At 66.6% G+C, this 19,349-nt stretch carries 19 protein-coding genes; 10 read left to right on the forward strand and 9 right to left on the reverse strand.

What is annotated here, in order from left to right; genetic code table 11:
• Positions 1-4: 4 nt before the first annotated feature.
• From prmC to DIE13_RS19215, 4 genes are all read left to right on the forward strand, one after another.
• Positions 5-847, forward strand: a complete 843-nt coding sequence (gene prmC, locus DIE13_RS19200) for a peptide chain release factor N(5)-glutamine methyltransferase (protein ID WP_124828614.1) — start codon at positions 5-7, stop codon at positions 845-847.
• 67 nt (positions 848-914) lie between these two features.
• Complete coding sequence (gene grxD, locus DIE13_RS19205) at positions 915-1,226, forward strand: Grx4 family monothiol glutaredoxin (protein WP_006753626.1); 312 nt, start codon at positions 915-917, stop codon at positions 1,224-1,226.
• 14 nt (positions 1,227-1,240) lie between these two features.
• Positions 1,241-1,837, forward strand: a complete 597-nt coding sequence (locus DIE13_RS19210; RefSeq protein WP_124828615.1) for a UbiX family flavin prenyltransferase — start codon at positions 1,241-1,243, stop codon at positions 1,835-1,837.
• A 220-nt stretch (positions 1,838-2,057) separates the two neighbouring features.
• A complete protein-coding gene (locus tag DIE13_RS19215; protein WP_124828616.1) occupies positions 2,058-2,849 on the forward strand; it encodes a DODA-type extradiol aromatic ring-opening family dioxygenase in 792 nt (263 codons plus the stop codon).
• A gap of 121 nt (positions 2,850-2,970) precedes the next feature.
• Here DIE13_RS19215 and DIE13_RS19220 read toward each other — a convergent pair whose 3' ends face one another.
• Positions 2,971-4,569, reverse strand: a complete 1,599-nt coding sequence (locus DIE13_RS19220; protein WP_124828617.1) for an APC family permease — start codon at positions 4,567-4,569, stop codon at positions 2,971-2,973.
• Positions 4,570-4,990: 421 nt separating this feature from the next.
• Here DIE13_RS19220 and DIE13_RS19225 point away from each other — a divergent pair, with 421 nt between their 5' ends.
• A complete protein-coding gene (locus DIE13_RS19225) occupies positions 4,991-5,194 on the forward strand; it encodes a cold-shock protein (RefSeq protein WP_006477070.1) in 204 nt (67 codons plus the stop codon).
• A 124-nt stretch (positions 5,195-5,318) separates the two neighbouring features.
• Here the strand turns inward: DIE13_RS19225 and DIE13_RS19230 are convergent, their stop codons facing one another.
• From DIE13_RS19230 to DIE13_RS19240, 3 genes are all read right to left on the reverse strand, one after another.
• A complete protein-coding gene (locus tag DIE13_RS19230) occupies positions 5,319-6,569 on the reverse strand; it encodes an Hsp70 family protein (protein ID WP_124828618.1) in 1,251 nt (416 codons plus the stop codon).
• Between the two features lie 193 nt (positions 6,570-6,762).
• Positions 6,763-7,368 carry a nitroreductase family protein gene (locus tag DIE13_RS19235; RefSeq protein WP_124828619.1) on the reverse strand — a complete coding sequence of 202 codons (606 nt, stop codon included), beginning with the start codon at positions 7,366-7,368 and terminating at the stop codon, positions 6,763-6,765.
• Positions 7,369-7,526: 158 nt separating this feature from the next.
• On the reverse strand, positions 7,527-8,810 hold the full coding sequence (locus DIE13_RS19240) for an MFS transporter (protein WP_124828620.1): 1,284 nt from the start codon (positions 8,808-8,810) through the stop codon (positions 7,527-7,529).
• Positions 8,811-9,029: 219 nt separating this feature from the next.
• On the opposite strand from DIE13_RS19240, the gene DIE13_RS19245 reads away from it, so the two are divergent.
• Positions 9,030-9,653 carry a TetR/AcrR family transcriptional regulator gene (locus DIE13_RS19245; protein ID WP_124828709.1) on the forward strand — a complete coding sequence of 208 codons (624 nt, stop codon included), beginning with the start codon at positions 9,030-9,032 and terminating at the stop codon, positions 9,651-9,653.
• A gap of 78 nt (positions 9,654-9,731) precedes the next feature.
• Complete coding sequence (locus DIE13_RS19250) at positions 9,732-10,304, forward strand: DUF1415 domain-containing protein (protein ID WP_124828621.1); 573 nt, start codon at positions 9,732-9,734, stop codon at positions 10,302-10,304.
• A 55-nt stretch (positions 10,305-10,359) separates the two neighbouring features.
• On the opposite strand, the gene DIE13_RS19255 is transcribed toward DIE13_RS19250, so the two are convergent.
• The 3 genes from DIE13_RS19255 to DIE13_RS19265 form a co-directional block, all read right to left on the reverse strand.
• Positions 10,360-11,214 (reverse strand): SAM-dependent methyltransferase, encoded by an 855-nt coding sequence (locus tag DIE13_RS19255; RefSeq protein ID WP_124828622.1) that lies wholly within the window; start codon positions 11,212-11,214, stop codon positions 10,360-10,362.
• An 88-nt stretch (positions 11,215-11,302) separates the two neighbouring features.
• On the reverse strand, positions 11,303-12,436 hold the full coding sequence (locus DIE13_RS19260) for a class I SAM-dependent methyltransferase (protein ID WP_124828623.1): 1,134 nt from the start codon (positions 12,434-12,436) through the stop codon (positions 11,303-11,305).
• Between the two features lie 130 nt (positions 12,437-12,566).
• Positions 12,567-13,061, reverse strand: a complete 495-nt coding sequence (locus tag DIE13_RS19265; protein WP_098549904.1) for an LEA type 2 family protein — start codon at positions 13,059-13,061, stop codon at positions 12,567-12,569.
• 644 nt (positions 13,062-13,705) lie between these two features.
• Here DIE13_RS19265 and DIE13_RS19275 point away from each other — a divergent pair.
• Positions 13,706-15,889 (forward strand): M1 family metallopeptidase, encoded by a 2,184-nt coding sequence (locus DIE13_RS19275; protein ID WP_124828625.1) that lies wholly within the window; start codon positions 13,706-13,708, stop codon positions 15,887-15,889.
• A 112-nt stretch (positions 15,890-16,001) separates the two neighbouring features.
• Here the strand turns inward: DIE13_RS19275 and DIE13_RS19280 are convergent, their stop codons facing one another.
• Positions 16,002-16,922, reverse strand: a complete 921-nt coding sequence (locus tag DIE13_RS19280) for a LysR family transcriptional regulator (RefSeq protein WP_124828626.1) — start codon at positions 16,920-16,922, stop codon at positions 16,002-16,004.
• A 159-nt stretch (positions 16,923-17,081) separates the two neighbouring features.
• Between DIE13_RS19280 and DIE13_RS19285 the strand changes: the two genes are divergently transcribed.
• Together DIE13_RS19285 and DIE13_RS19290 are read left to right on the forward strand one after the other, a co-directional pair.
• On the forward strand, positions 17,082-18,059 hold the full coding sequence (locus tag DIE13_RS19285) for a zinc-binding alcohol dehydrogenase family protein (protein ID WP_124828627.1): 978 nt from the start codon (positions 17,082-17,084) through the stop codon (positions 18,057-18,059).
• Positions 18,060-18,082: 23 nt separating this feature from the next.
• Positions 18,083-18,235 carry a DUF1427 family protein gene (locus tag DIE13_RS19290; RefSeq protein WP_096504356.1) on the forward strand — a complete coding sequence of 51 codons (153 nt, stop codon included), beginning with the start codon at positions 18,083-18,085 and terminating at the stop codon, positions 18,233-18,235.
• A gap of 41 nt (positions 18,236-18,276) precedes the next feature.
• On the opposite strand, the gene DIE13_RS19295 is transcribed toward DIE13_RS19290, so the two are convergent.
• Positions 18,277-19,305: a transporter gene (locus tag DIE13_RS19295; RefSeq protein WP_124828710.1), complete on the reverse strand. Its 1,029-nt coding sequence runs from the start codon at positions 19,303-19,305 to the stop codon at positions 18,277-18,279.
• Between the last annotated feature and the right edge of the window lie 44 nt (positions 19,306-19,349).

The raw sequence follows: 19,349 nt of genomic DNA on the forward strand, positions 1-19,349 counted from the left end.
CGCGATGTCCGACGTTACCGCCGACCAACTGCTGCGGGCTTCGCCGCTCGACGCGGTCGATGCGCGCGTGCTGCTCGCGTACGCGCTCGGCTGGACGCGCACGCAGCTGATCACGCGCGGCGACGCCCCGCTCGAGCCCGCCGCGATCGAACGCTATCGCACGCTCGAAGCACGTCGCATAGCCGGTGAGCCGGTCGCGCAGCTCGTCGGCATGCGCGAATTCTTCGGCCGGCCGTTCGACGTGACGCCCGACGTGCTGATCCCGCGCCCCGAAACCGAACTGCTCGTCGAAGCCGCGCTCGATGCGATCGACGGACGGCCGCATCCGGCCGTGCTCGATCTCGGCACCGGCAGCGGCGCGATCGCCGTGTCGATCGCGGCCGAACGCCCCGACGCGCGCGTGTGGGCGCTCGATCGTTCGCCGGCCGCGCTCGACGTCGCGCAGCGCAATGCGGACAAGCTGCTCGACGCGCACCGCCCCGGCGGCCCGCTGCACTGGCTGCAAAGCGACTGGTACGCAGCGCTCGACCCGGTGCTCGCGTTCGACACGATCGTCAGCAACCCGCCTTACATTGCACAGCACGACCCGCATCTCGCGCAGGGCGACCTGCGTTTCGAGCCGCGCGGCGCGCTCACCGATGACGCCGACGGCCTCAGCGCGATCCGCACGATCGTCGCGGGCGCCGGCGCCTACTTGAAACCGGGCGGCACGCTCTGGATCGAGCACGGCTACGACCAGGCCGAAGCCGTACGCGCGCTGCTCGTGTCGCGCGGCTTCGTCGCGGTCGAATCGCTCGCCGACCTGGCCGCGATCGAACGCACGACAGGTGGCCGCCTGCCCGGCTGATGGTCGGCCCGTGCGGTTGAAATCCGCTATCATTTCGTTCTAACGCCCCGCAAACGCAAGGTCAGTCATGGACACCCAACAACGTATCAAGCAAATCGTCGACGAAAACCAGGTCGTGCTCTTCATGAAGGGCAACGCGCAATTCCCGATGTGCGGCTTTTCGGGCCGCGCCGTGCAGGTGCTGAAAGCCTGCGGCGTCGACCAGTTCAAGACGGTCAACGTGCTCGAGGACGACGAAATCCGCCAGGGCATCAAGGAATTCTCGAACTGGCCGACCATCCCGCAGCTGTACGTGAAGGGGGAATTCGTCGGCGGCTCGGACATCATGATGGAGATGTACCAGTCGGGCGAACTGCAGCAACTGTTCGCCGCCGCGTAATACCCATCTTTCCGATGGCATCTCCCAGCGCGCCGCCACGTCGGCTGATCGTCGCGATCACCGGCGCCACCGGCGCGGTCTACGGCGTCCGGCTGCTCGAACTGCTGCGCGCCGCCGGCGGCGTCGAAACGCATCTGCTGGTTTCGAACGCCGGCTGGCTCAACATCCAGCATGAACTGAAGTTGTCGAAGGCCGACGTCGAAAGCCGTGCGGATGTCGTGCATTCCGTGCGCGATGTCGGCGCGACAATTGCGTCCGGTTCGTTCGCAACCGACGGAATGGTGATCGCGCCCTGCTCGATGAAGACGCTCGCGAGCGTCGCGCACGGGCTGTCGGACAACCTGATCACGCGCGCGGCCGACGTCACCCTGAAGGAACGTCGCCGTCTCGTCCTGATGGTGCGCGAAACGCCGTTCAACCTCGCCCATCTGCGCAACATGACGGCCGTGACCGAAATGGGCGGCATCGTGTTTCCGCCGCTGCCGGCGTTCTACGCAATGCCGAAGACGATCGAGGAACTCGTCGACCAGACCGTCACGCGCGTGCTCGACCTGTTCGCACCCAACACGCCGATGACGACGCCGTGGGCCGGCATCCGCCCCGCGCAGTAAGCCGCCGCACGCACCCTATGGGCGCCATCGCGCGCGCATCTTCGTCGATTCAACCGTCTATCGGCTCGAACCCTCAGCCACGAGGCCACTCGGGCTTCCGTGCGCCCGGAATCTCCTCAATTATCAACACATACGATTCAATCAAATTCCTCCGAACGCGTTTATCAATGCTCGATACACGCCTATAGTCACAGGCAACTCGTTCTCGCAGGCTTCCCTGATGAACCGCTTGCCCTCGCTCTACCTGTCTCACGGCGCCCCCACGCTGCCGATCGACCCGACGCTGCCGTCCGGCGCATTCACGCACCTCGGCGCCGAGCTGCCGCGCCCGCGCGCGGTGCTGATGCTGTCCGCGCACTGGGGCACGCAGCAGCCGGTCGCGAGCGTCACTGCGCACCCGGAAACGATCCACGACTTCTACGGCTTTCCGCAAGCGCTGTACGAGATCCGCTATCCGGCCCCTGGCGCACCCGATGTGGCCGAGCGGGCAGCCGCACTGCTGAACACGGCGGGCATCGCGACCGCGACGACCGAGCACGGCCTCGACCACGGCGCATGGGTGCCGATGCTGCTGATGTTCCCGGAAGCCGACGTGCCCGTCGCGCAGTTGTCGATCCAGCCGCGTGCGGACGCGGCCCATCACTTCGCGCTCGGCCGTGCGCTGCGACCGCTGCGCGACGAAGGCGTGATGGTGATCGGCTCCGGCCAGATCACCCACAACCTGCGCGCGGCCGATTTCGGCGCGGCGCCGGAAGATGCGGATCCGCGTGTCGCCGAATTCACCGACTGGTTCGAGGCGAGGCTTGCCGTGCACGATGTCGACGCGCTGCTCGACTATCGCCGGCAGGCGCCGCATGCGGCGCTGATGCACCCGACCGACGAGCACCTGCTGCCGGTGTTCACCGCGCTCGGCGCGGCCGACGACGATTACCGGCTCGGAATCCAGTCGCTCGGCACGTACCAGCGCGTGCTCGCGATGACGAACTACGTGTTCGCCAGCGCGGCCGCCTGAGTCCCGCCGCACCGTCGGCGCGCCCAAGCGCACCCAAACAAAAAGCCCGCCTGAGCAATGCTCAGGCGGGCTTTTTTGGCGCTTCCTGCCGCTGCCGATTCCAGCGGCAGGTCGGGTGTCGTCAGGCACCGACACCTTCGAGGATCTCGTCGTGCGACTCGCGCTCGTCGAGATACTGGGTCCGGTAGCCCGTGTTCACGCCCCAGAAGTAGAACACCAGCGCGATCGCCGCGACGACCAGCATGTCCCAGCCGTACGGCAGATAGCCGAGGCCGCCGAATTCCTTGCTGCCGATCACCGACAGCACGGCCATCGTCGGCAGGTAGGCGACCAGCCACCATGCGGCCTTCAGGTCGGCACCCCAGCCGGTCCAGCCCGAGCGCGCCTGGAAGAAGAAGTACACCGGCAGCGCAACGACCATCAGCAGGATGATTTCGCCCGTCAGCGGCCACTTGGCCCAGTACAGGATCAGCGACGCGCAGACGAATGCGAACGGCGCGATCAGCGTCATCAGCGGGATCGACAGCGGACGCTCGATGTCGGTTGCCGAACGGCGCAGCGCCATCAGGCTGATCGGGCCGGTCAGGTACGAGATGACCGTTGCGACCGAAATCACCGCCGCGAGCGAGCTCCAGCCGCGGAAGAAGAACAGGAAGATGAACGACACCAGCAGGTTGAACCACATCGCCTGACGCGGCACGCCGTAGAGCGGATGCACGTTGCCGAACATCTTCGGCATCGTGTTGTTGCGCTCCATCGCGTAGATCATCCGGGTGGTCGTCGCCATATAGGTCGTGCCGGTGCCGCTCGGGCTGACGAACGCGTCGACGTAGAGCAGGATCGCGAGCCAGTTCAGGTTCAGCGCGATCGCCAGCTCGGCGAACGGCGACTTGAAGTTGAAGTGCGACCAGCCCTGCGCGACGTCGAGCGGATTCACCGAGCCGATGTACGCCATCTGCAGCAGCACGTAGATCACGAGCGCGATCAGGATCGACGAGATCACCGCGAACGGCACGCTGCGCGACGGATTGCGCGCTTCACCGGCCAGGTTCACCGGACTCTGGAAGCCGTTGAACGCGAACACGATACCGCTCGTCGCGACCGCAGTCAGCACGGCCGACCAGCCGTACGGCGCGAAGGTCGCATTCGATGTGGTGCCGAGGTTCTCCGAATGGAAGCTCGTCAGCATCAGGCCGAGGATCGTGAGGCCGGGGATCAGGAACTTGAAGATCGTGATCGTCGTGTTCGCTCGCGCGAAGGCCTTCACGCCCCAGTAGTTGAGCATGAAGTAGATGACTACGAGCACGGCCGACAGCAGCAGCCCTGGTACCGTCAACTCGCCGTTCACGAACAGCGCATGCGCCCATGGATACGGCCACGTGCTCATGTACTGGATCGACGCCTCGGCCTCGATCGGGATCACGGATACGATCGCAATCCAGTTTGCCCACGCGCTGATGAACCCCACCAGCGAGCCGTGCGAGTAGCGCGCGTAGCGCACCATGCCGCCCGACTCCGGGAACATCGCGCCCAGTTCGGCGTACGTCAATGCAATCGCGAGAATCACGACCGCGCCGATGATCCATGCGCAGATCGCCGCCGGACCGGCAATCTTGGCGGCCTTCCAGGCGCCGAACAGCCAGCCCGAGCCGATAATCGAACCCAGCCCCGTCAGCATCAATGCAAACGGGCCGATGTTCCGTTGAATAGAACTCTTCACATCCTCTCCTGTGTCTCAAAAAGCATGGTCGGCCCGCTGTCCGGGATCGGCTCGGACAGCACCGCGCACGCATTCTTGGGGGGACCCGTCATCCGATCGGGGCAACCGGGTCCGCGCGGCGCGTAGTTTAACGGTTGCACCTGCAAGTTGGCGGCAAAATCGTTCGGCCCCTACAAAAAATCCGCATCGCGTGCAAGATTTGTAAACCTGAGCTCCGCAATAACCCTGACAGTATGGAAATACGGTTGACCGCCGATCCAATAAGCCGTATAAATGACTTTGCAGGATTTCAAGCGGCGAGTGAATTGGTTCTTTCGTAGTTCGCCCATCAACGGTACTCCGGTTGGTCCTATTACCCCCTTCCTTGATTTTCCGCACCCATGGGCCTCGGCCCCGTTTTATTTTTTTAGGAACAAGTAACATGGCAACCGGTACCGTCAAGTGGTTCAATGACGCAAAGGGCTTCGGCTTCATCACCCCGGAAGGCGGCGGCGACGATCTGTTCGCGCACTTCTCGGAAATCCGCGTCGAAGGCTTCAAGACGCTGCAAGAAAACCAGAAGGTTGAATTCGAAGTGAAGACGGGCCCGAAGGGTCTGCAAGCTGCGAACATCCGTCCGGTCTAAGTTCGGCGCGATATTTCGTGTAAAAAAGCCCCGCTTCGGCGGGGCTTTTTGTTTTCCGGCGCGCCAATCATGGCGCCGCCGATAATCCGAACGGCCGTCGGCCGTGTTGGATTTTTGCACACGTTCAGCCGAACAGCCGTTGCGCGTGAATGCCGAGCCCCGTCGCGACACTCGCGAGACGGTCGCCGAACACCGGCTGCGCGTCCGGGAACGCGCCCGCCAGCGCGCCCGACAGGAACGCGAGGCCGGTCGAGCCACCGGTAAAATACAGCGCGCCGACGTCGCGCGGCGCGACGCCCGCGAGCCGCACCGTCTCGCGCGCGGCCTCGACGATGCGCGCGGTGTCGTCGACGCTCGCATCGACGAGTCGATCCGCATCGAACGCAATCTGCAGATCCTCTTCCACGTCGTTCAGGTCGATCATCGTCTCCCCGCCCGCCGCAACGCCGATCTTCGCCTCTTCCGCGCGCGCCATCAACGCATGCCCGAGCCGCTGCTCGACCACACGCGTGAGCCGGTCGTACTGCCGGACCTCACGGTACAGGTGCTTCATCAGCTTCAGCTCGCCCAGCCGCTTCGGCGTGTAGACCGTGTTGATCAGGTGCCAGGTTGCCAGATCGAAGTAGATCCGGTTCGGCAGTTCGCGCCCTTCGGGATCGAGCGAGCGATAGCCGAACGCGGGCAGGATTGCCGCGAGCTCGACGCGCCGGTCGTAATCGGTGCCCGCGACGTGCACGCCGTGGTGCGCGAGCACGTCGTCCTTGCGCTCGAGGCGCGCCATCCGCTCCGGGCCGACCCGGACCAGCGAGAAGTCCGAGGTACCGCCGCCGATGTCAGCCACCAGCACGAGCCGCTCGGCCTGCTGGCGCGACTCGTAGTCGAACGCGGCCGCGATCGGTTCGTACTGAAAATGCACGTCCTTGAAACCGACCGACTGCGCGGCCGCTTCGAGCTGATTCTGCGCGAGGCTGTCGGCGCGCGGATCGTCGTCGACGAAGAACACCGGCCGGCCGAGCACCGCACGGCCGATCGGCGCGCCCGTGCGTGTCTCGGCCTTGCGCTTCAGGTGCGTCAGGAAGCGCGCGATGATCTCCGTGTACGCCATCGCGCTGCCGTCGCCGAGATCGGTCGTGGTCTCCGCGAGCGGCGACCCGAGGATGCTCTTCATCGAACGCATCAGGCGGCCGTCGAAGCCGTCGATATAGGACGCCAGCGCCGCACGGCCATACTCGACCGTCTGCTCGTCGTTGTTGAAGAAGATCGCGGTGGGCAGGGTCAGGTGGTCGCCCTCGACGGGCGCGAGGCGCATGCCATCGCCATCGGGCAGCGCCACGGCGGAATTGGACGTGCCGAAATCGATCGCGCAGTAAGTCATGGGAAGGTGCCGCAGCATGGCCGGCGCGAAAACGGAAAGGACGGGCTTTTTATCATGAAGCCCGCCGGATCACAACCGGGGACGACCGCCGGTGCCGCGCGACCGGCTCGCGGACACCGCGATCGCGCACGGGTAACGCGCGGCCGCGGCAGGCGCGGACGGGTGCGAGGTGCGGGTCCGCCCGCTTGCGGAATCAGGCTGCGGCGTCGAAGCCCTTCTTCCATGCACCCGCGTAGACGACTTCGCCGAGCGCATGCCGCGTGCGCGGCGCCTTTTCGCGGTCGCGCAGCACCGGATCGAGCTTGTCGACGTTGCCGTAATGGCCGAGCGAGATGAGCGCCGGAATCGCGACATCGGCCGGAATCTCGAATGCATCGCGGAACGCCTTCGGGTCGAAGCCGCTCATCTGGTGCGCGGCGAGGCCCAGCGCGTACGCCTGCAGCACCAGCGACATCGCAGCCGCGCCCGCGTCGTACAGTGCCGTCGGCGCCGGCTCGCCCTTCGACGTGAGCGTATGCGCGGTCACCGCGATCAACACCGGCGCCGGTGCGTTCCAGCCCTGGTTGAACGGCACCAGCGTCGCGAAGGCGCGCTTGAATGCAGCTTCGTCCTGGGTGCGATCGAACACGATGAAGCGCCACGGCTGCGCGTTGTAGGCGGACGGCGCCCAGCGCGCGGCTTCGAGCACCGCATGCAGATCGGCGGCGCCGACCGGCTCGTCCGAATACGCGCGCGGACTCCAGCGGCCCGCGATCAGGTCGTGGATCGAAACAGTGGTGGGTGCAGGTTTGACGGACATGCGGTTCCTCGCTGACATCGATGAAGGGGCGCGAACGCCCGGCGAACCGCAAGCATAACCGCTTGAGCCGCCACGCGCCCACCGATCCCCCGCAATGCAAATCACCGATCCTGCATTGACCGGCCACGCCCCGCACGCGGCCGGCCGTGCGGCTGCGTTCAGGCGGCCTGCGCCGCCGCGCGGGACGAGCCGCGATTGATTCGCAGCACGATCAGCGCACCGACGATGCACAGCCCGCCCGAGATCATCGACGCGACCGTGTAGGTGCCGAGGCTCGCGCGCAGCAGCCCCGCGCCGAGCGCCGCGAACGCCGCGCCGAGCTGGTGGCCGGCGACGATCCAGCCGAACACGACCGGCGCGGCGGCCTTGCCGAACACGTCGGTGGCGAGCCGCACGGTCGGCGGCACGGTCGCGATCCAGTCGAGCCCGTAGAACATCGCGAACAGCGGCAGCCCGAAAAAATCGATGCCGAACGCATGCGGCAGGTAGATCAGCGACAACCCGCGCAGCCCGTAGTACCAGAACAGCAGCACGCGGTTGTCGTAGCGATCGGACAGCCAGCCCGACAGCGTCGTCCCGAACAGGTCGAACACGCCCATCGCGGCCAGCAGCGATGCGCCCTGCACTTCGGTCATCCCGTAGTCGCTGCACATCGCGATCAGGTGCGTGCCGACATAGCCGTTGGTGCTCGCGCCGCAGATGAAGAAGCTGAAGAACAGCAGCCAGAAATCGCGCGAGCGGCTTGCCGTCAGCAGCGTGCGGAACGCGACCGCCAGCGGGTTTTCCTTCGTCGCATCGGGTGCGGGAGGCGCGTCGGCCGACTCGCCGTACGGGCGCAACTGCACGTCGGCCGGCCGCTCCGGCAGCAGGAACGCCACCAGCGGAATCACGATCGCGGCCGCCACCGCGACGACCAGCACGACCGGCCGCCAGCCGTGGTGCTGCGCGATCGCCGCGAGCATCGGCAGGAACACGAGCTGGCCGGTGGCCGTACTCGCGGTCAGGATCCCCATCACGAGGCCGCGCCGCGCATGGAACCAGCGCGTGACGAAGGTCGCGGACAGCGTCAGCGCGACGACACCCGTCGAGCAGCCGACCATCAGACCCCAGATCAGCACCATCTGCCAGCTCTGCGTCATCAGCGACGACAGCGCGACGCCCGCGCTCATCGTCACCAGCGCGGTCAGGATCGTCGGACGCAGCCCGAAACGCTGCATCGCCGCGGCCGCGAACGGGCCCGTCAGGCCATACAGCGCGATGTTCACCGAAATCGCCAGCGAGATCGTCGCGCGGCTCCAGCCGAGCTCGCGCTCGAGCGGCACCATCAGCACGCTCGGCGTCGCGCGCGTGCCGGCCGCCGCCAGCAGGATCAGGAAAACCACCGCCGCCGCGAGCCATCCGTAGTGGAAGCGCCCTCTGCATCGTGTCACTGCCCAGTTCATGCTCTCATTCTCCAGTTGGCGCGCCCGGCGCGCATGTGCCGGCCTCACCCCTCCACCAGGCCACCTCCGCCGCACGCTGCATCGGCTGACCCGGGGCCGACACCTGGCATTTGTCTGTCGATCCGGGCGGCATTGTTACCGCTCGGTCACAAGTGTGTTGCGATCGTAGTTACCAGTCGGTAACATGTCAAGCAATTCATCATGCAGTCGAGGGTCATCATGTCGGGCATCGAGGCCGCCAACAAGCCGCCGGCACGCCGCACGCGCCGGCCGATTGCTGCCGCCACCGCGCACGAACACCTGCTGCGCGCCGCCGAGGAGCTGTTTTACAAGGAAGGCGTGCGCGCGGTCGGCGTCGAAGCGGTCGTGGAGCTCGCGGGCGTCAACAAGATGAGCCTGTACCGGCAGTTCTCGTCGAAGGACGAGTTGATCCTCGCGTATCTGGAGCGGATGGATGCGTGCTTCTTCGAGCGTCTCGATTCGAGCGTCGCGAAGCATCCGGGCCAGCCGAAAGCGCAGTTAATCCAGTATTTCATCGATCTCGCCGAGCGCGCGACGCAGAAGGACTATCGCGGCTGCCCGTTCGTCAACATCGCGACCGAATTTCCGGATACGTCGCATCCGGCGCGCGAGCGCGTCGCACAGAACAAGGAACAATTGATGAGGCGGCTCGTCGAGCTCTGCGAAGGCGCCGGCGCGCGGCAGCCGAAGGCGCTGGCCGACGCGCTCGCGCTCGTGATCGAAGGCATCTACGCCGCCAGCCAGACCTACCGGCACGGCGAAACGCCGATCGGCACCGCGCCCGCGCTGGTCACGCAGTTGATCGAAGCCGCGTGCGCGTGACGGGCGGCACACGCCCGAGCCCGGCGTGCCCGCTACAATGCGGCCCTCGCCGCGCTTCTCTGCCCCACTACCTTCGCCATGACCGACACCCGCCCCGACTCGCACGACGACATCCTCGCCGCCACGCGGCACTGGCTCGCGCGTGCGGTGATCGGACTCAATCTGTGTCCATTCGCGAAAAGCGTCTACGTGAAGGAGCAGGTGCGTTATGCGATCAGCGAAGCGACGACACTCGAGGACGCCCTGGCCGACCTCGAAGCCGAATTGCGCGCGCTCGAAGCGACGGATCCGCAGCGGGTCGACACGACGCTCGTGATCTATCCGCGCACGTTCGCGGATTTCGTCGACTACAACGATGCGCTGTTCTTCGCCGACCGGCTGGTGCGGCAACTGCGGCTCGACGGCGTGCTGCAGATCGCGAGCTTCCACCCCGAGTACCGGTTCGAAGGCAGCGAACCCGACGACATCGAGAACTACACGAACCGCGCACCGTACCCGATCCTGCATCTGCTGCGCGAGGACAGCATCGCGCGCGCGGTCGACGCGTTTCCGGATGCGTCCGCGATCTACGAAAAAAACCAGGAAACGCTGCGCCGCCTCGGTCACGACGGCTGGCAGGAATGGATGCGCCGACCGGGCGACGACGTCTGAAGCGTCGCGCGAAGGCCGGCTCGTGCGCGGCGGACGTGCCGCGCGTCGGCTCGAGTCAGTCCAAGGACGGCGCGAAGAAGCGCTCGTTCAGTTCGGCCAGCCCGAACATCCCGAGGATCTCGTTCAGCCGCTCGCCAGGCTTGCGGCGCGGCAGGTTCTTGTACTGCGCGATGATCAGCTCGTTCTTCATCGAATGCTCCCAGCCGACCAGTTCGGTCACGCTGACCTGATAGCCGTGTGCCTCGAGCTGCAGGCAGCGCAGCACGTTGGTGATCTGGCTGCCGAATTCGCGCGTGTGCAGCGGATGCCGCCACACTTCCGTCAGCGCGTTCGCGAGCGACTTGCCCTTGTTCTTGCGCAGCACGCCGGCGACTTCCGCCTGGCAGCACGGCACCAGCACGATGTGCTGCGCGCGCTTCGCGAGCGCGAAGCGGATCGCGTCGTCGGTCGCGGTGTCGCACGCATGCAGCGCGGTGACGACATCGACCGTTTCGGGCAGTTTCGGCGACGTGATCGAATCGGCGACGGACAGGTTCAGGAACGACATGCCGCCGAACCCGAGCCGTGCGGCGAGTTCGGTGGAACGCGTGACGAGCTCTTCGCGCGTCTCGATCCCGTACACGTGCGACGCGAACGCCGGCGTGCCGTGCCCCGGCTGCTGCTTGAAGAACAGGTCGTACAGGATGAAGCCGAGATACGACTTGCCGGCGCCGTGATCGACGAGTGTCACGCTGCCCTTGTCGGCCTGCACGCTCGCGAGCAGCGGCTCGATGAACTGGAACAGGTGATAGACCTGCTTCAGCTTGCGGCGGCTGTCCTGGTTCAGTTTGCCGTCGCGGGTCAGGATGTGCAGTTCCTTCAGCAGCTCGACGGACTGCTCCGGACGGATTTCGTAGGTCTTGTTCGACATCGTGATGCGGCGCCGGCCACGGTCGGTCGACCACGGCCCGGCGGCGGGAATTCGTGAGGAATGGCGACAGTTTACCGAAAATGGGCGATCAGGCCCGCGTGCCGAGCCGCCAGAGCGACGTGACCTCGGCGCGGCGCGCCGCGTGCAGCGGATCGTCTGCGTCGGCCGCCTTCGGGTGCGCGGGTCGAATGTCTTCGCGGCCGAGCACGGCGAGGCCCGCTTCGTCGATCCATTGCAGCAGCGTGTCGCGCGGCCGCAGGCCGAGATGCTCGGCAAAATCGGACAGGATCAGCCAGCCTTCGCCCCCCGGTTCGAGATGGTCGACAAGCCCGGCGAGGAAACCGCGCAGCATCCGGCTGTCGGGATCGTAGACCGCGTATTCGATCGGTGCGCTCGGACGGGCTGGCACCCACGGCGGGTTACAGACGACGAGCGGCGCGCGGCCGGCCGGAAACAGGTCGGCTTCAATCACCTCGACGCGATCGGCATGGCCGAGCCGCGCGACGTTCTCTCTCGCGCACGCGAGCGCGCGCGGATCCTGGTCGGTCGCGACGATGCGCGCGACGCCGCGCGATGCCAGCACGGCCGCGAGCACGCCGGTGCCCGTACCGATGTCGAACGCGAGCGACGTCGCCGGCAGCGGCGTGCGCGCGACCAGTTCGACGTATTCGCCGCGCACCGGCGAGAACACGCCGTAATGCGGATGGATCGGCGCGCCGCCAAGCGCCGGAATCGGCACGCCCTTCTTGCGCCATTCGTGCGCGCCGACGAGACCGAGCAGTTCGCGCAGCGACACGACCGACGGCGCACCGCCCGGCCCGTATGCTTCCTCGCACGCCGCGCGCACGTCGGGCGCGCGGCGCAGCGCAATCGTGTAATCGGCGTCGAGCGGGATCAGCAGCATCCCGAGCGTGCGGGCTCGCTGCGATTGCGCGAGACGGTGCAGATTGAAGGCGTCGACGCCGGCCGCGGCCTTCGCCTTCTTCGGCTTGCGTTCGACGCGGCGCGCCATCGCCTGCACGAGCTGGCGCGCATTCTGGAAGTCGCCCTGCCAGACGAGCGCGGTGCCCTCGCATGCGAGGCGGTACGCCGCATCGGCGGTCATGCGGTCGTCGGCGGACACTGCGCGTTTGGGCGGCTGCACGCCGGCCTCGGAGCGCCAGCGCACGGCATGTTCGGCGCCGTCGGCGTCGGTCCAGTGGAAAACGGGGAAATCGGTCACGCGAGCTCTGCTACGGTTGGCTTCAGATAGGCGGCGGGATGGCGCCGCACGGACCACACCATACCGCGCTTTGCCCGCGCGGCAAAGCGCGCGTTCCCGCCCCTTTCAGCGGGTTCGGCCGGTGCGCCACCTACCCGCCCCAGGCCGGCATCGCGGGCATGCGCAACGTACCAGCGTCGTTGAAGTGCACGGTGCCGAGCACGCCGCCGGCGAGCCGGCCGCGCAGCGCATATGGCAACTCGCCGTTCGCGGCCGCGCCGGGGAGATTCCACGCCTGCCGCGCGGCGGCGAAGGCCGATACCGAGACGGGCACGTCGATCACGGTTTCGCCAAAGCGCGGCACGCTGCCCGTCCGGTCGCTGACCCCGCTCGCGAACGGCGTACCGTTCAGGTCGAGCGCGACCGCAATGCCGTCATATTCGATCGGCGCGTCGTTCGGGTTCTGCACGCGCAGCTTCAGGCTGAATCGCATCTCGAGGCCCTGCCCGACGAGCGGGTCGAGTCCGACGACGGTCACGCTCACGGGCTCGCGCGTGAGCCCCGCACAACCGCCGAGCATGAGGACGGCGGCGAACAACAGCAGCGCGGCGCGCAGCGGCGCGATACGGAACAGGGCTCGTGGCACGGCAGACCTCCTCGACAGAATCGATCGACGAATCATCGATGCATTGTACCGAGCGCGCCGGGCCGCACCATGATTCGTAGTTTTCGGTTATCGGCGAGATCATTAATAGATTAAAACTACGAAAACGACAGCCAAACAGAAAGCCGATTAATGCCTTTCGCCATTCAATCACGCACAAAAAAACCAATAGACACACCTTCTAATTTTTTCGTTTCCTTTACTCAATACCATCAAGTATATTTACGCATCCTTCGAGCAGGCCGACAAACCTTGAAACCGCATGACGGCGATTTTACGAAACGGCGACACGCCGTCCTTCCGTCGCGCGGCCTGGTGCGGCCAGCCCCGTGGGTCGTCGGCTCAAAGGGAATGCGCGCCCGCAGCAGGCGTGCAGCCCTGTGTCGTGCGCGCGAAATCAATTCAGTACAACACGCGCCCGGCCATTTTTAACCGGCAAGTTAACCGATATCCGGAAAACACAGAGGGGGCAGTAAACCATGATTACCTTCACGTAGTCGGTCGACCGTCTTTTTCGAATAATCCGCCACTGGCATTTCGCGTCGCCGTTGATTAACGGCGGGGGATTGCTTTTGCCGGAGTTTTCGCAGCACTGAACGATTCTTTCAACAATCGAGGTTTCAGTCATGTCGATCAACATTCACAAGATGCGTTATCTGCCGCTCGTCGCCGCACTGGCACTTGCCGGTTGCGGCGGAGACGACGGCGGCATGGGCTCGGCTTCGGCGCTCAGCTCCGCCGGCGCACCGCAGCCGGGCTCGACGCCCACCGTCACCACGCCGCCGAGCGCACCTCCGCCGGCCACCGCCAACGTCGACAAGAGCGTGCCGCCTGTCGAACTTCCGGACACCGTCGTCCCGGTCAACTACCGGCTATGGTTCCGCCCGAACGACGCGCTGAACGCCTTCGACGGGCGCGCCGACGTCGAGATCAAGGTGTTGAAGCCGGTCAACAACATCGTGATCGCCGGCCACCGGATCAAGTTCGCGAACGGCCGCGTCACGCTGCAGCCGGGCAACATCCAGCTGATCGCGACGCCGCAGGACAAGGGCGACTACTACCAGTTGCGCCCGGTCAGCGGCACGATCGCGGCGGGCAACTATTCGCTGCACATGGAGTGGTCGGGCATCATCAACTTCAAGTCGTATGACGATCCGGTCACGAAGACCGGTGGCAGCTGCGGCGACGACCCGTATCCGGGCTGCTCGGCCGCGGAAGGCGTCTTCCGCGTCGACCTGAAGGGCACCGACGGCAAGACGAGCGGCGCGATTCTCACGCAGGGCGAAACCAACCTCGCGCGCCAGTGGTTCCCTGGCTGGGACGAACCCGCGTTCCGTCCGACCTATGAAGTGACGGCCGAAGTGCCGCAAAGCTGGCGCGTCGTGTCGAATGCGGCCGAGAAGCCGTCGACCAACGTCGGCGGCGGCTACAAGCTCGTGCAGTTCGAGAAGACGCCGCCGATGCCGTCGTACCTGCTGTTCTTCGGCGGCGGCATGTTCGACACCTACGAGGACAATTTCACGAGCCCGCTGCCGGGCGGCAAGGGCGGCCTGCACCTGCGCGTGTTCACGCCGCCAGGCATGAGCGACTGGGCGAAGCCGGCAATGGACCGCACCAAGCAGGCACTCGACTTCTACTACCGCTACACGGGTATCCCGCTGCCGCTGACGAAGTTCGACACGGTCGCCGCGAACGACGCGTTCAAGGAACAGAAGGACCTGAACTTCGGCGGGATGGAGAACTGGGGCTCGATCCTCGAGTTCGCCGACGACATCCTGCCGCAGCCGGGCCAGCCGATGTCGCAGTACGGCAATGAAGTGCTGACGCACGAAGTCGCGCACCAGTGGTTCGGCGATCTGGTCACGACCGACTGGTGGGACGACGTGTGGCTCAACGAGTCGTTCGCGACGTTCTTCGAAACGAAGACGACGATCCAGTTCTTCCCCGACCAGTTCAGCTGGCTCGACCAGGTGAAGAACAAGTACCGCGTGATCAACCGCGACATCGGCCCGAACGCATTCCCGGTCGCACCGAACTTCAACGACTGGGCGTCAAACGACTTCGTGCTGAGCGCGAGTGCGTTCACGTACGACAAGGGCGGCCACGTGCTGAAGATGCTCGAGAACTATCTCGGCGAGCAGACATTGCGCCACGGCCTGCAGCAGTACCTGGTCGACTACTCGTTCGGCAACGGCACGCCGAAGCGTCTGTGGGATGCGCTGTCGAAGGCGAGCGGCCAGCCGGTCGGCCCGATCGGCGACAGCTACGTGCGCCAGACGGGCGTGCCGCTGATCTCGCTCGACACGCAGTGCGACCTGACGAAGAACCAGACGGTCGTCACGCTGAAACAGCAGCCGTTCCCGAACAAGAACGCGTATCCGGGCCTGCAATGGACGGTGCCGCTCACGCTCGCATACGGCCAGGGTCTCGCGAAACACACGACGCTCGCGCTGAAGGGCACGCAGACGCAGACGCGGATCGAAGGCTGCACGGGCGTGGTCGCGGATCCAAGCGGCCTCGACTACTACGTCGTGAACTACAGCGACGCAGCATGGAGCGGCCTGCTCACGCAGATCAACACCTCGACCGATCCGGTGCTGCTCGCGAACCTGAAGAGCGAGGCCGCGCTGCTCGTCGCGAACAACCTCGCGCCGGCTTCGCGTTCGACGTCGATCGGCTCGGTCGCTTCGCCGGCCGCGATGAAGCTGCGCCAGACGCCGAGCTTCGGCGGTATCGCGCCGGTGGAGAAGGAGCGCCCGACGCTGCGCTACCAGGGCATGTTCAAGCCGCGCAAGACGGTGGCTCAGTAACCTTGTCGTTCGACCGGCCGCGCCGCGCATGCGGTGCCGGCCGGCACTTCCCGCCGTTCGATGGGCCCCGCATGCGGGGCCCGTTTCTCATTGCACGTCGTCGATCACGTCGTCACGTCCACGCGGCATCCCACGCCGGCTGCGCGAACCACGTGGCGAGAAACGCAACCAGCCGCGACGCGCGTGCGCTGCCGCGCGCCTGCTGGCGCAGCACGTGGATCGTCGCCGGCTCGGGCGCTGCCGCATAACGCGGCAGCAATGCACGCAGCCGACCGTCGCGCAGCGCGTCCCCCGCGAGCCAGGTCGGCAGGTGCGCGATGCCGAGCCCGTCGATCGCCGCTTCGAGCAGCGCCTCGGAATGGTTGCTGCGAAACCGCGGCTGCGACGGCACGTGGCGGCGGCCGTCGAAGCGCCATGCGCCCGGCGGCGGCGCCCCGTGCCATGCGAGGCAATCGTGCCCGGCGAGCGAGTCGGGCGATTCGGGTTCGCCGCGCCGCGCGACGTAGTCGGGGCTGGCGCACAGCACGCGGCGTTGCGGTGCGAGCACGGTCGCAACGAAGCGCGTGTCTTCCAATGGACCGATGCGCACCGCGAGATCGACGTCGGAGCCGAGCCGCGTGCCCTGGGGATCGACCATGCTGTCCGTCAGCAACAGGTCGACCTGCAGCGCCGGATGACGCTGCATGAACGCAGCCAGCGCGGCCATCAGGTGCCTTCGGCCGAACGGTGCCGGACAGTCGACGCGCAGCAGCCCGCTCGGCTCGTCGTGCTGGCTGTGCAGGTCCTCCTGCAGCCCGCGCAGTTCGGCGAGCATCCGCGTCGCGCGCCCATACAGCAGCAGACCGGCCTCGGTCGGCCGAAGCGCGTGCGTGGTGCGATGCAGAAGGCGGATACCGAGCTGCGCCTCGAGCCGGTCGATGCGCCGCGTGACCGACGATGCAGCGACGCCCTGCCGGCGCGCGGCTGCCGAAAAGCTCTGCTGGTCGACCACGTCGACGAACAGGGCCAGATGCGGAGAAAGAAAGTCGTCCATACCGGCTCTCGAGGTCGCTATGCAATAAATGCAAAACAATCATCCGCCTTTGCGCATTTCCATGTCAAATCCGGCCGACTAGACTCCAGTCATCCTCTTCCACCGCTGCATGCGCCGACCCGCCGGGCAGCGCGCCAGCCGCTCTTCACGGAGATCATCATGCGTAGCATCCGCTTCGACGCCCCCGCTCCCGACATCGAGTCGCTCGACGCACGCGTCAGGGAAATCGACCCGCTCGTGCCGGGCGACGGTCAGATGCTGATCGAGGTTCGCGCGGCCGGCGTCAATCCGAGCGACGTGAAGGCCGCGCTCGGGCGCATGCCGCATGCGGTGTGGCCGCGCACGCCCGGCCGCGACTGGGCCGGCATCGTGCGCGTCGGCCCCGACGGCTGGATCGGTGCGCCGGTGTGGGGCTCGGGCGGCGACCTAGGCGTCGGGCGCGACGGCTCGCATGCGCAATGGCTGGTGCTCGATGCTGCGCAAGTACGCCGCAAGCCGGCCGTGCTGACGCTCGACGAAGCGGCCGGCATCGGCGTGCCGTTCGTCACCGCGTACGAAGGGCTGCGGCGCGCCGGCATGCCCGAGGCCGGCGACGTCGTGCTCGTGTTCGGCGCAAACGGCAAGGTCGGCCAGGCCGCGATCCAGCTTGCGACCGCGCGCGGCGCAACGGTGATCGGCGTCGAGCGCGGCCCCGGAGAATATCGCGGCCACGCTTCGGGCGACGTGCGCGTAATCGACGCTTCGCGCGCAGCGGTGGCCGACGCGGTGCGCGCCGCGACCGGCGGGCACGGCGCGGACATCGTCTACAACACGGTGGGCAGCCCGTATTTCGAGGCGGCGAACGCATCGATGGCGATCGGTGGGCGCCAGATCTTCATCTCGACGATCGACCGCAGCGTGCCGTTCGACATCTTCTCGTTCTATCGCGGCCAGCACACGTACGTCGGCGTGGATTCGCTGCAGCTCGGCGGCACCGCGGTCGCGAACATCCTCGATACGCTCGCGCCCGGCTTCGGCAACGGCACGCTGCGCGCGTTCCCGATCGAGGATGCGTACACGTACCCGCTCGAGCGCGCGCACGATGCGTATCGCACCGTGCTGGCCGGCGCGCGCGAGCGCGTGATCCTCAAACCGTGACGCCGCCCGGCACGGAGACCGCCATGATGAATTACCTGCTTTCGCTTGCGGTGGGCCTCGGCGTGGGCGTGCTGTACGCACTGCTGCACGTGCGCTCGCCGGCCCCGCCGCTCGTCGCGCTCGTCGGCCTGCTCGGGATGGTGATCGGCGAGCACGCGATCACGCTGCTGCGCTGACGCATTGCCCGCGTGCTGCGGCCTGCGTGATGCCGCCGCCGCTAGCGATCGTCGCGCCGGCGAAACGCCCACCATGCGGCGAGCCCGGTAAAGCCCGCCACCAGCAGCACCATCAGCCAGAACCCGTGCTTGTTCTCCGAGAACGGCACGCCGCCGACGTTCATCCCGAAGAAGCCCGCGACGATGTTGATCGGCAGCGCGATCACGGTCACGAGCGTCAGCGTGAAGAGCGTCCGGTTGTTCTGCTCGTCGAGCCGCGAGCCGATCTCTTCCTGCAGCAGCTTGATCCGCTCGTTGAGCCCCGACAGATCGGCGAGCACGAGCGAGAACTCCTCGGTCGACTCGCGCAACTCCTGCACGTCTTCAGCGTGCAGCCACGCGGGCGGCTTCGCGAGCAGCCGGAAGATCGATCCGGGCTCGGGCGCCAGCATGCGTTGCAGGCGCGTCAGCGTGCGGCGCATCGCCCCCAGCTCGACGCGATTCGACGTGAGCCGCTGCGACAGGAAGCGATCCTCGATGCGATCGACGTCGACGCTCGTGCGTCGCATGATCTGGATCAGAAGGTCGGCCTGGTCGTGCAGCAGGTGCACGAGCAGTTCTGCCGGCGACCGGAACTGCTCGCCGTCGCGCACGCATGCGCGCAGCGTGTCGACCGAGCGCAGCGGCTTGAGCCGCGCGGTGACCATGATGCGCCGCTCGACATGGACGAACAGCGTCGCGATTTCCGACGGCGTCAGTTCGAGATTGAACATCACGTCATTGACGATCGCGCGCAGCGCGCCGTCCTCCTGCTCGATGCGCGTCGAACGCGATCCTTCGTGCAGGAATTCGAAGAAGCTGTCGGGCAGCCCGAGGTGCGTGCGCATCCAGCGCTCGCTCGCGCCGTGCGCGAGATTGAAGTGCAGCCAGACGAAATCGTCCGATGGCACCGCCTCATGCTCGCGGCACGCATGCAGCCACGCGGCGGCCGCGTCGGCATCGAGCATTGCGCCCGACCCGCCCGGGACGAAGCGGAATCCGCACACCATGCCGGACGTATCGGCGCCGTAAGTCTGTACGATCAGATCCATCGTGTCGAAGGTCATGCGGCGCGCGCCGCGCTTCGCGCATCGCG

The organism is Burkholderia sp. Bp9016, assembly GCF_003857765.1.
Lineage (GTDB): Bacteria > Pseudomonadota > Gammaproteobacteria > Burkholderiales > Burkholderiaceae > Burkholderia.

Bases quoted from the DNA above. Each gene is read 5' to 3' on its own strand.
- prmC (WP_124828614.1), top strand. From the start codon at position 5: ATGTCCGACGTTACCGCCGACCAACTGCTGCGGGCTTCGCCGCTCGAC.
- grxD (WP_006753626.1), top strand. From the start codon at position 915: ATGGACACCCAACAACGTATCAAGCAAATCGTCGACGAAAACCAGGTC.
- DIE13_RS19210 (WP_124828615.1), top strand. From the start codon at position 1,241: ATGGCATCTCCCAGCGCGCCGCCACGTCGGCTGATCGTCGCGATCACC.
- DIE13_RS19215 (WP_124828616.1), top strand. From the start codon at position 2,058: ATGAACCGCTTGCCCTCGCTCTACCTGTCTCACGGCGCCCCCACGCTG.
- DIE13_RS19225 (WP_006477070.1), top strand. From the start codon at position 4,991: ATGGCAACCGGTACCGTCAAGTGGTTCAATGACGCAAAGGGCTTCGGC.
- DIE13_RS19230 (WP_124828618.1), bottom strand. From the start codon at position 6,569: ATGACTTACTGCGCGATCGATTTCGGCACGTCCAATTCCGCCGTGGCG.
- DIE13_RS19235 (WP_124828619.1), bottom strand. From the start codon at position 7,368: ATGTCCGTCAAACCTGCACCCACCACTGTTTCGATCCACGACCTGATC.
- DIE13_RS19240 (WP_124828620.1), bottom strand. From the start codon at position 8,810: ATGAACTGGGCAGTGACACGATGCAGAGGGCGCTTCCACTACGGATGG.
- DIE13_RS19245 (WP_124828709.1), top strand. From the start codon at position 9,030: ATGTCGGGCATCGAGGCCGCCAACAAGCCGCCGGCACGCCGCACGCGC.
- DIE13_RS19250 (WP_124828621.1), top strand. From the start codon at position 9,732: ATGACCGACACCCGCCCCGACTCGCACGACGACATCCTCGCCGCCACG.
- DIE13_RS19255 (WP_124828622.1), bottom strand. From the start codon at position 11,214: ATGTCGAACAAGACCTACGAAATCCGTCCGGAGCAGTCCGTCGAGCTG.
- DIE13_RS19275 (WP_124828625.1), top strand. From the start codon at position 13,706: ATGTCGATCAACATTCACAAGATGCGTTATCTGCCGCTCGTCGCCGCA.
- DIE13_RS19280 (WP_124828626.1), bottom strand. From the start codon at position 16,922: ATGGACGACTTTCTTTCTCCGCATCTGGCCCTGTTCGTCGACGTGGTC.
- DIE13_RS19285 (WP_124828627.1), top strand. From the start codon at position 17,082: ATGCGTAGCATCCGCTTCGACGCCCCCGCTCCCGACATCGAGTCGCTC.
- DIE13_RS19290 (WP_096504356.1), top strand. From the start codon at position 18,083: ATGATGAATTACCTGCTTTCGCTTGCGGTGGGCCTCGGCGTGGGCGTG.
- DIE13_RS19295 (WP_124828710.1), bottom strand. From the start codon at position 19,305: ATGGATCTGATCGTACAGACTTACGGCGCCGATACGTCCGGCATGGTG.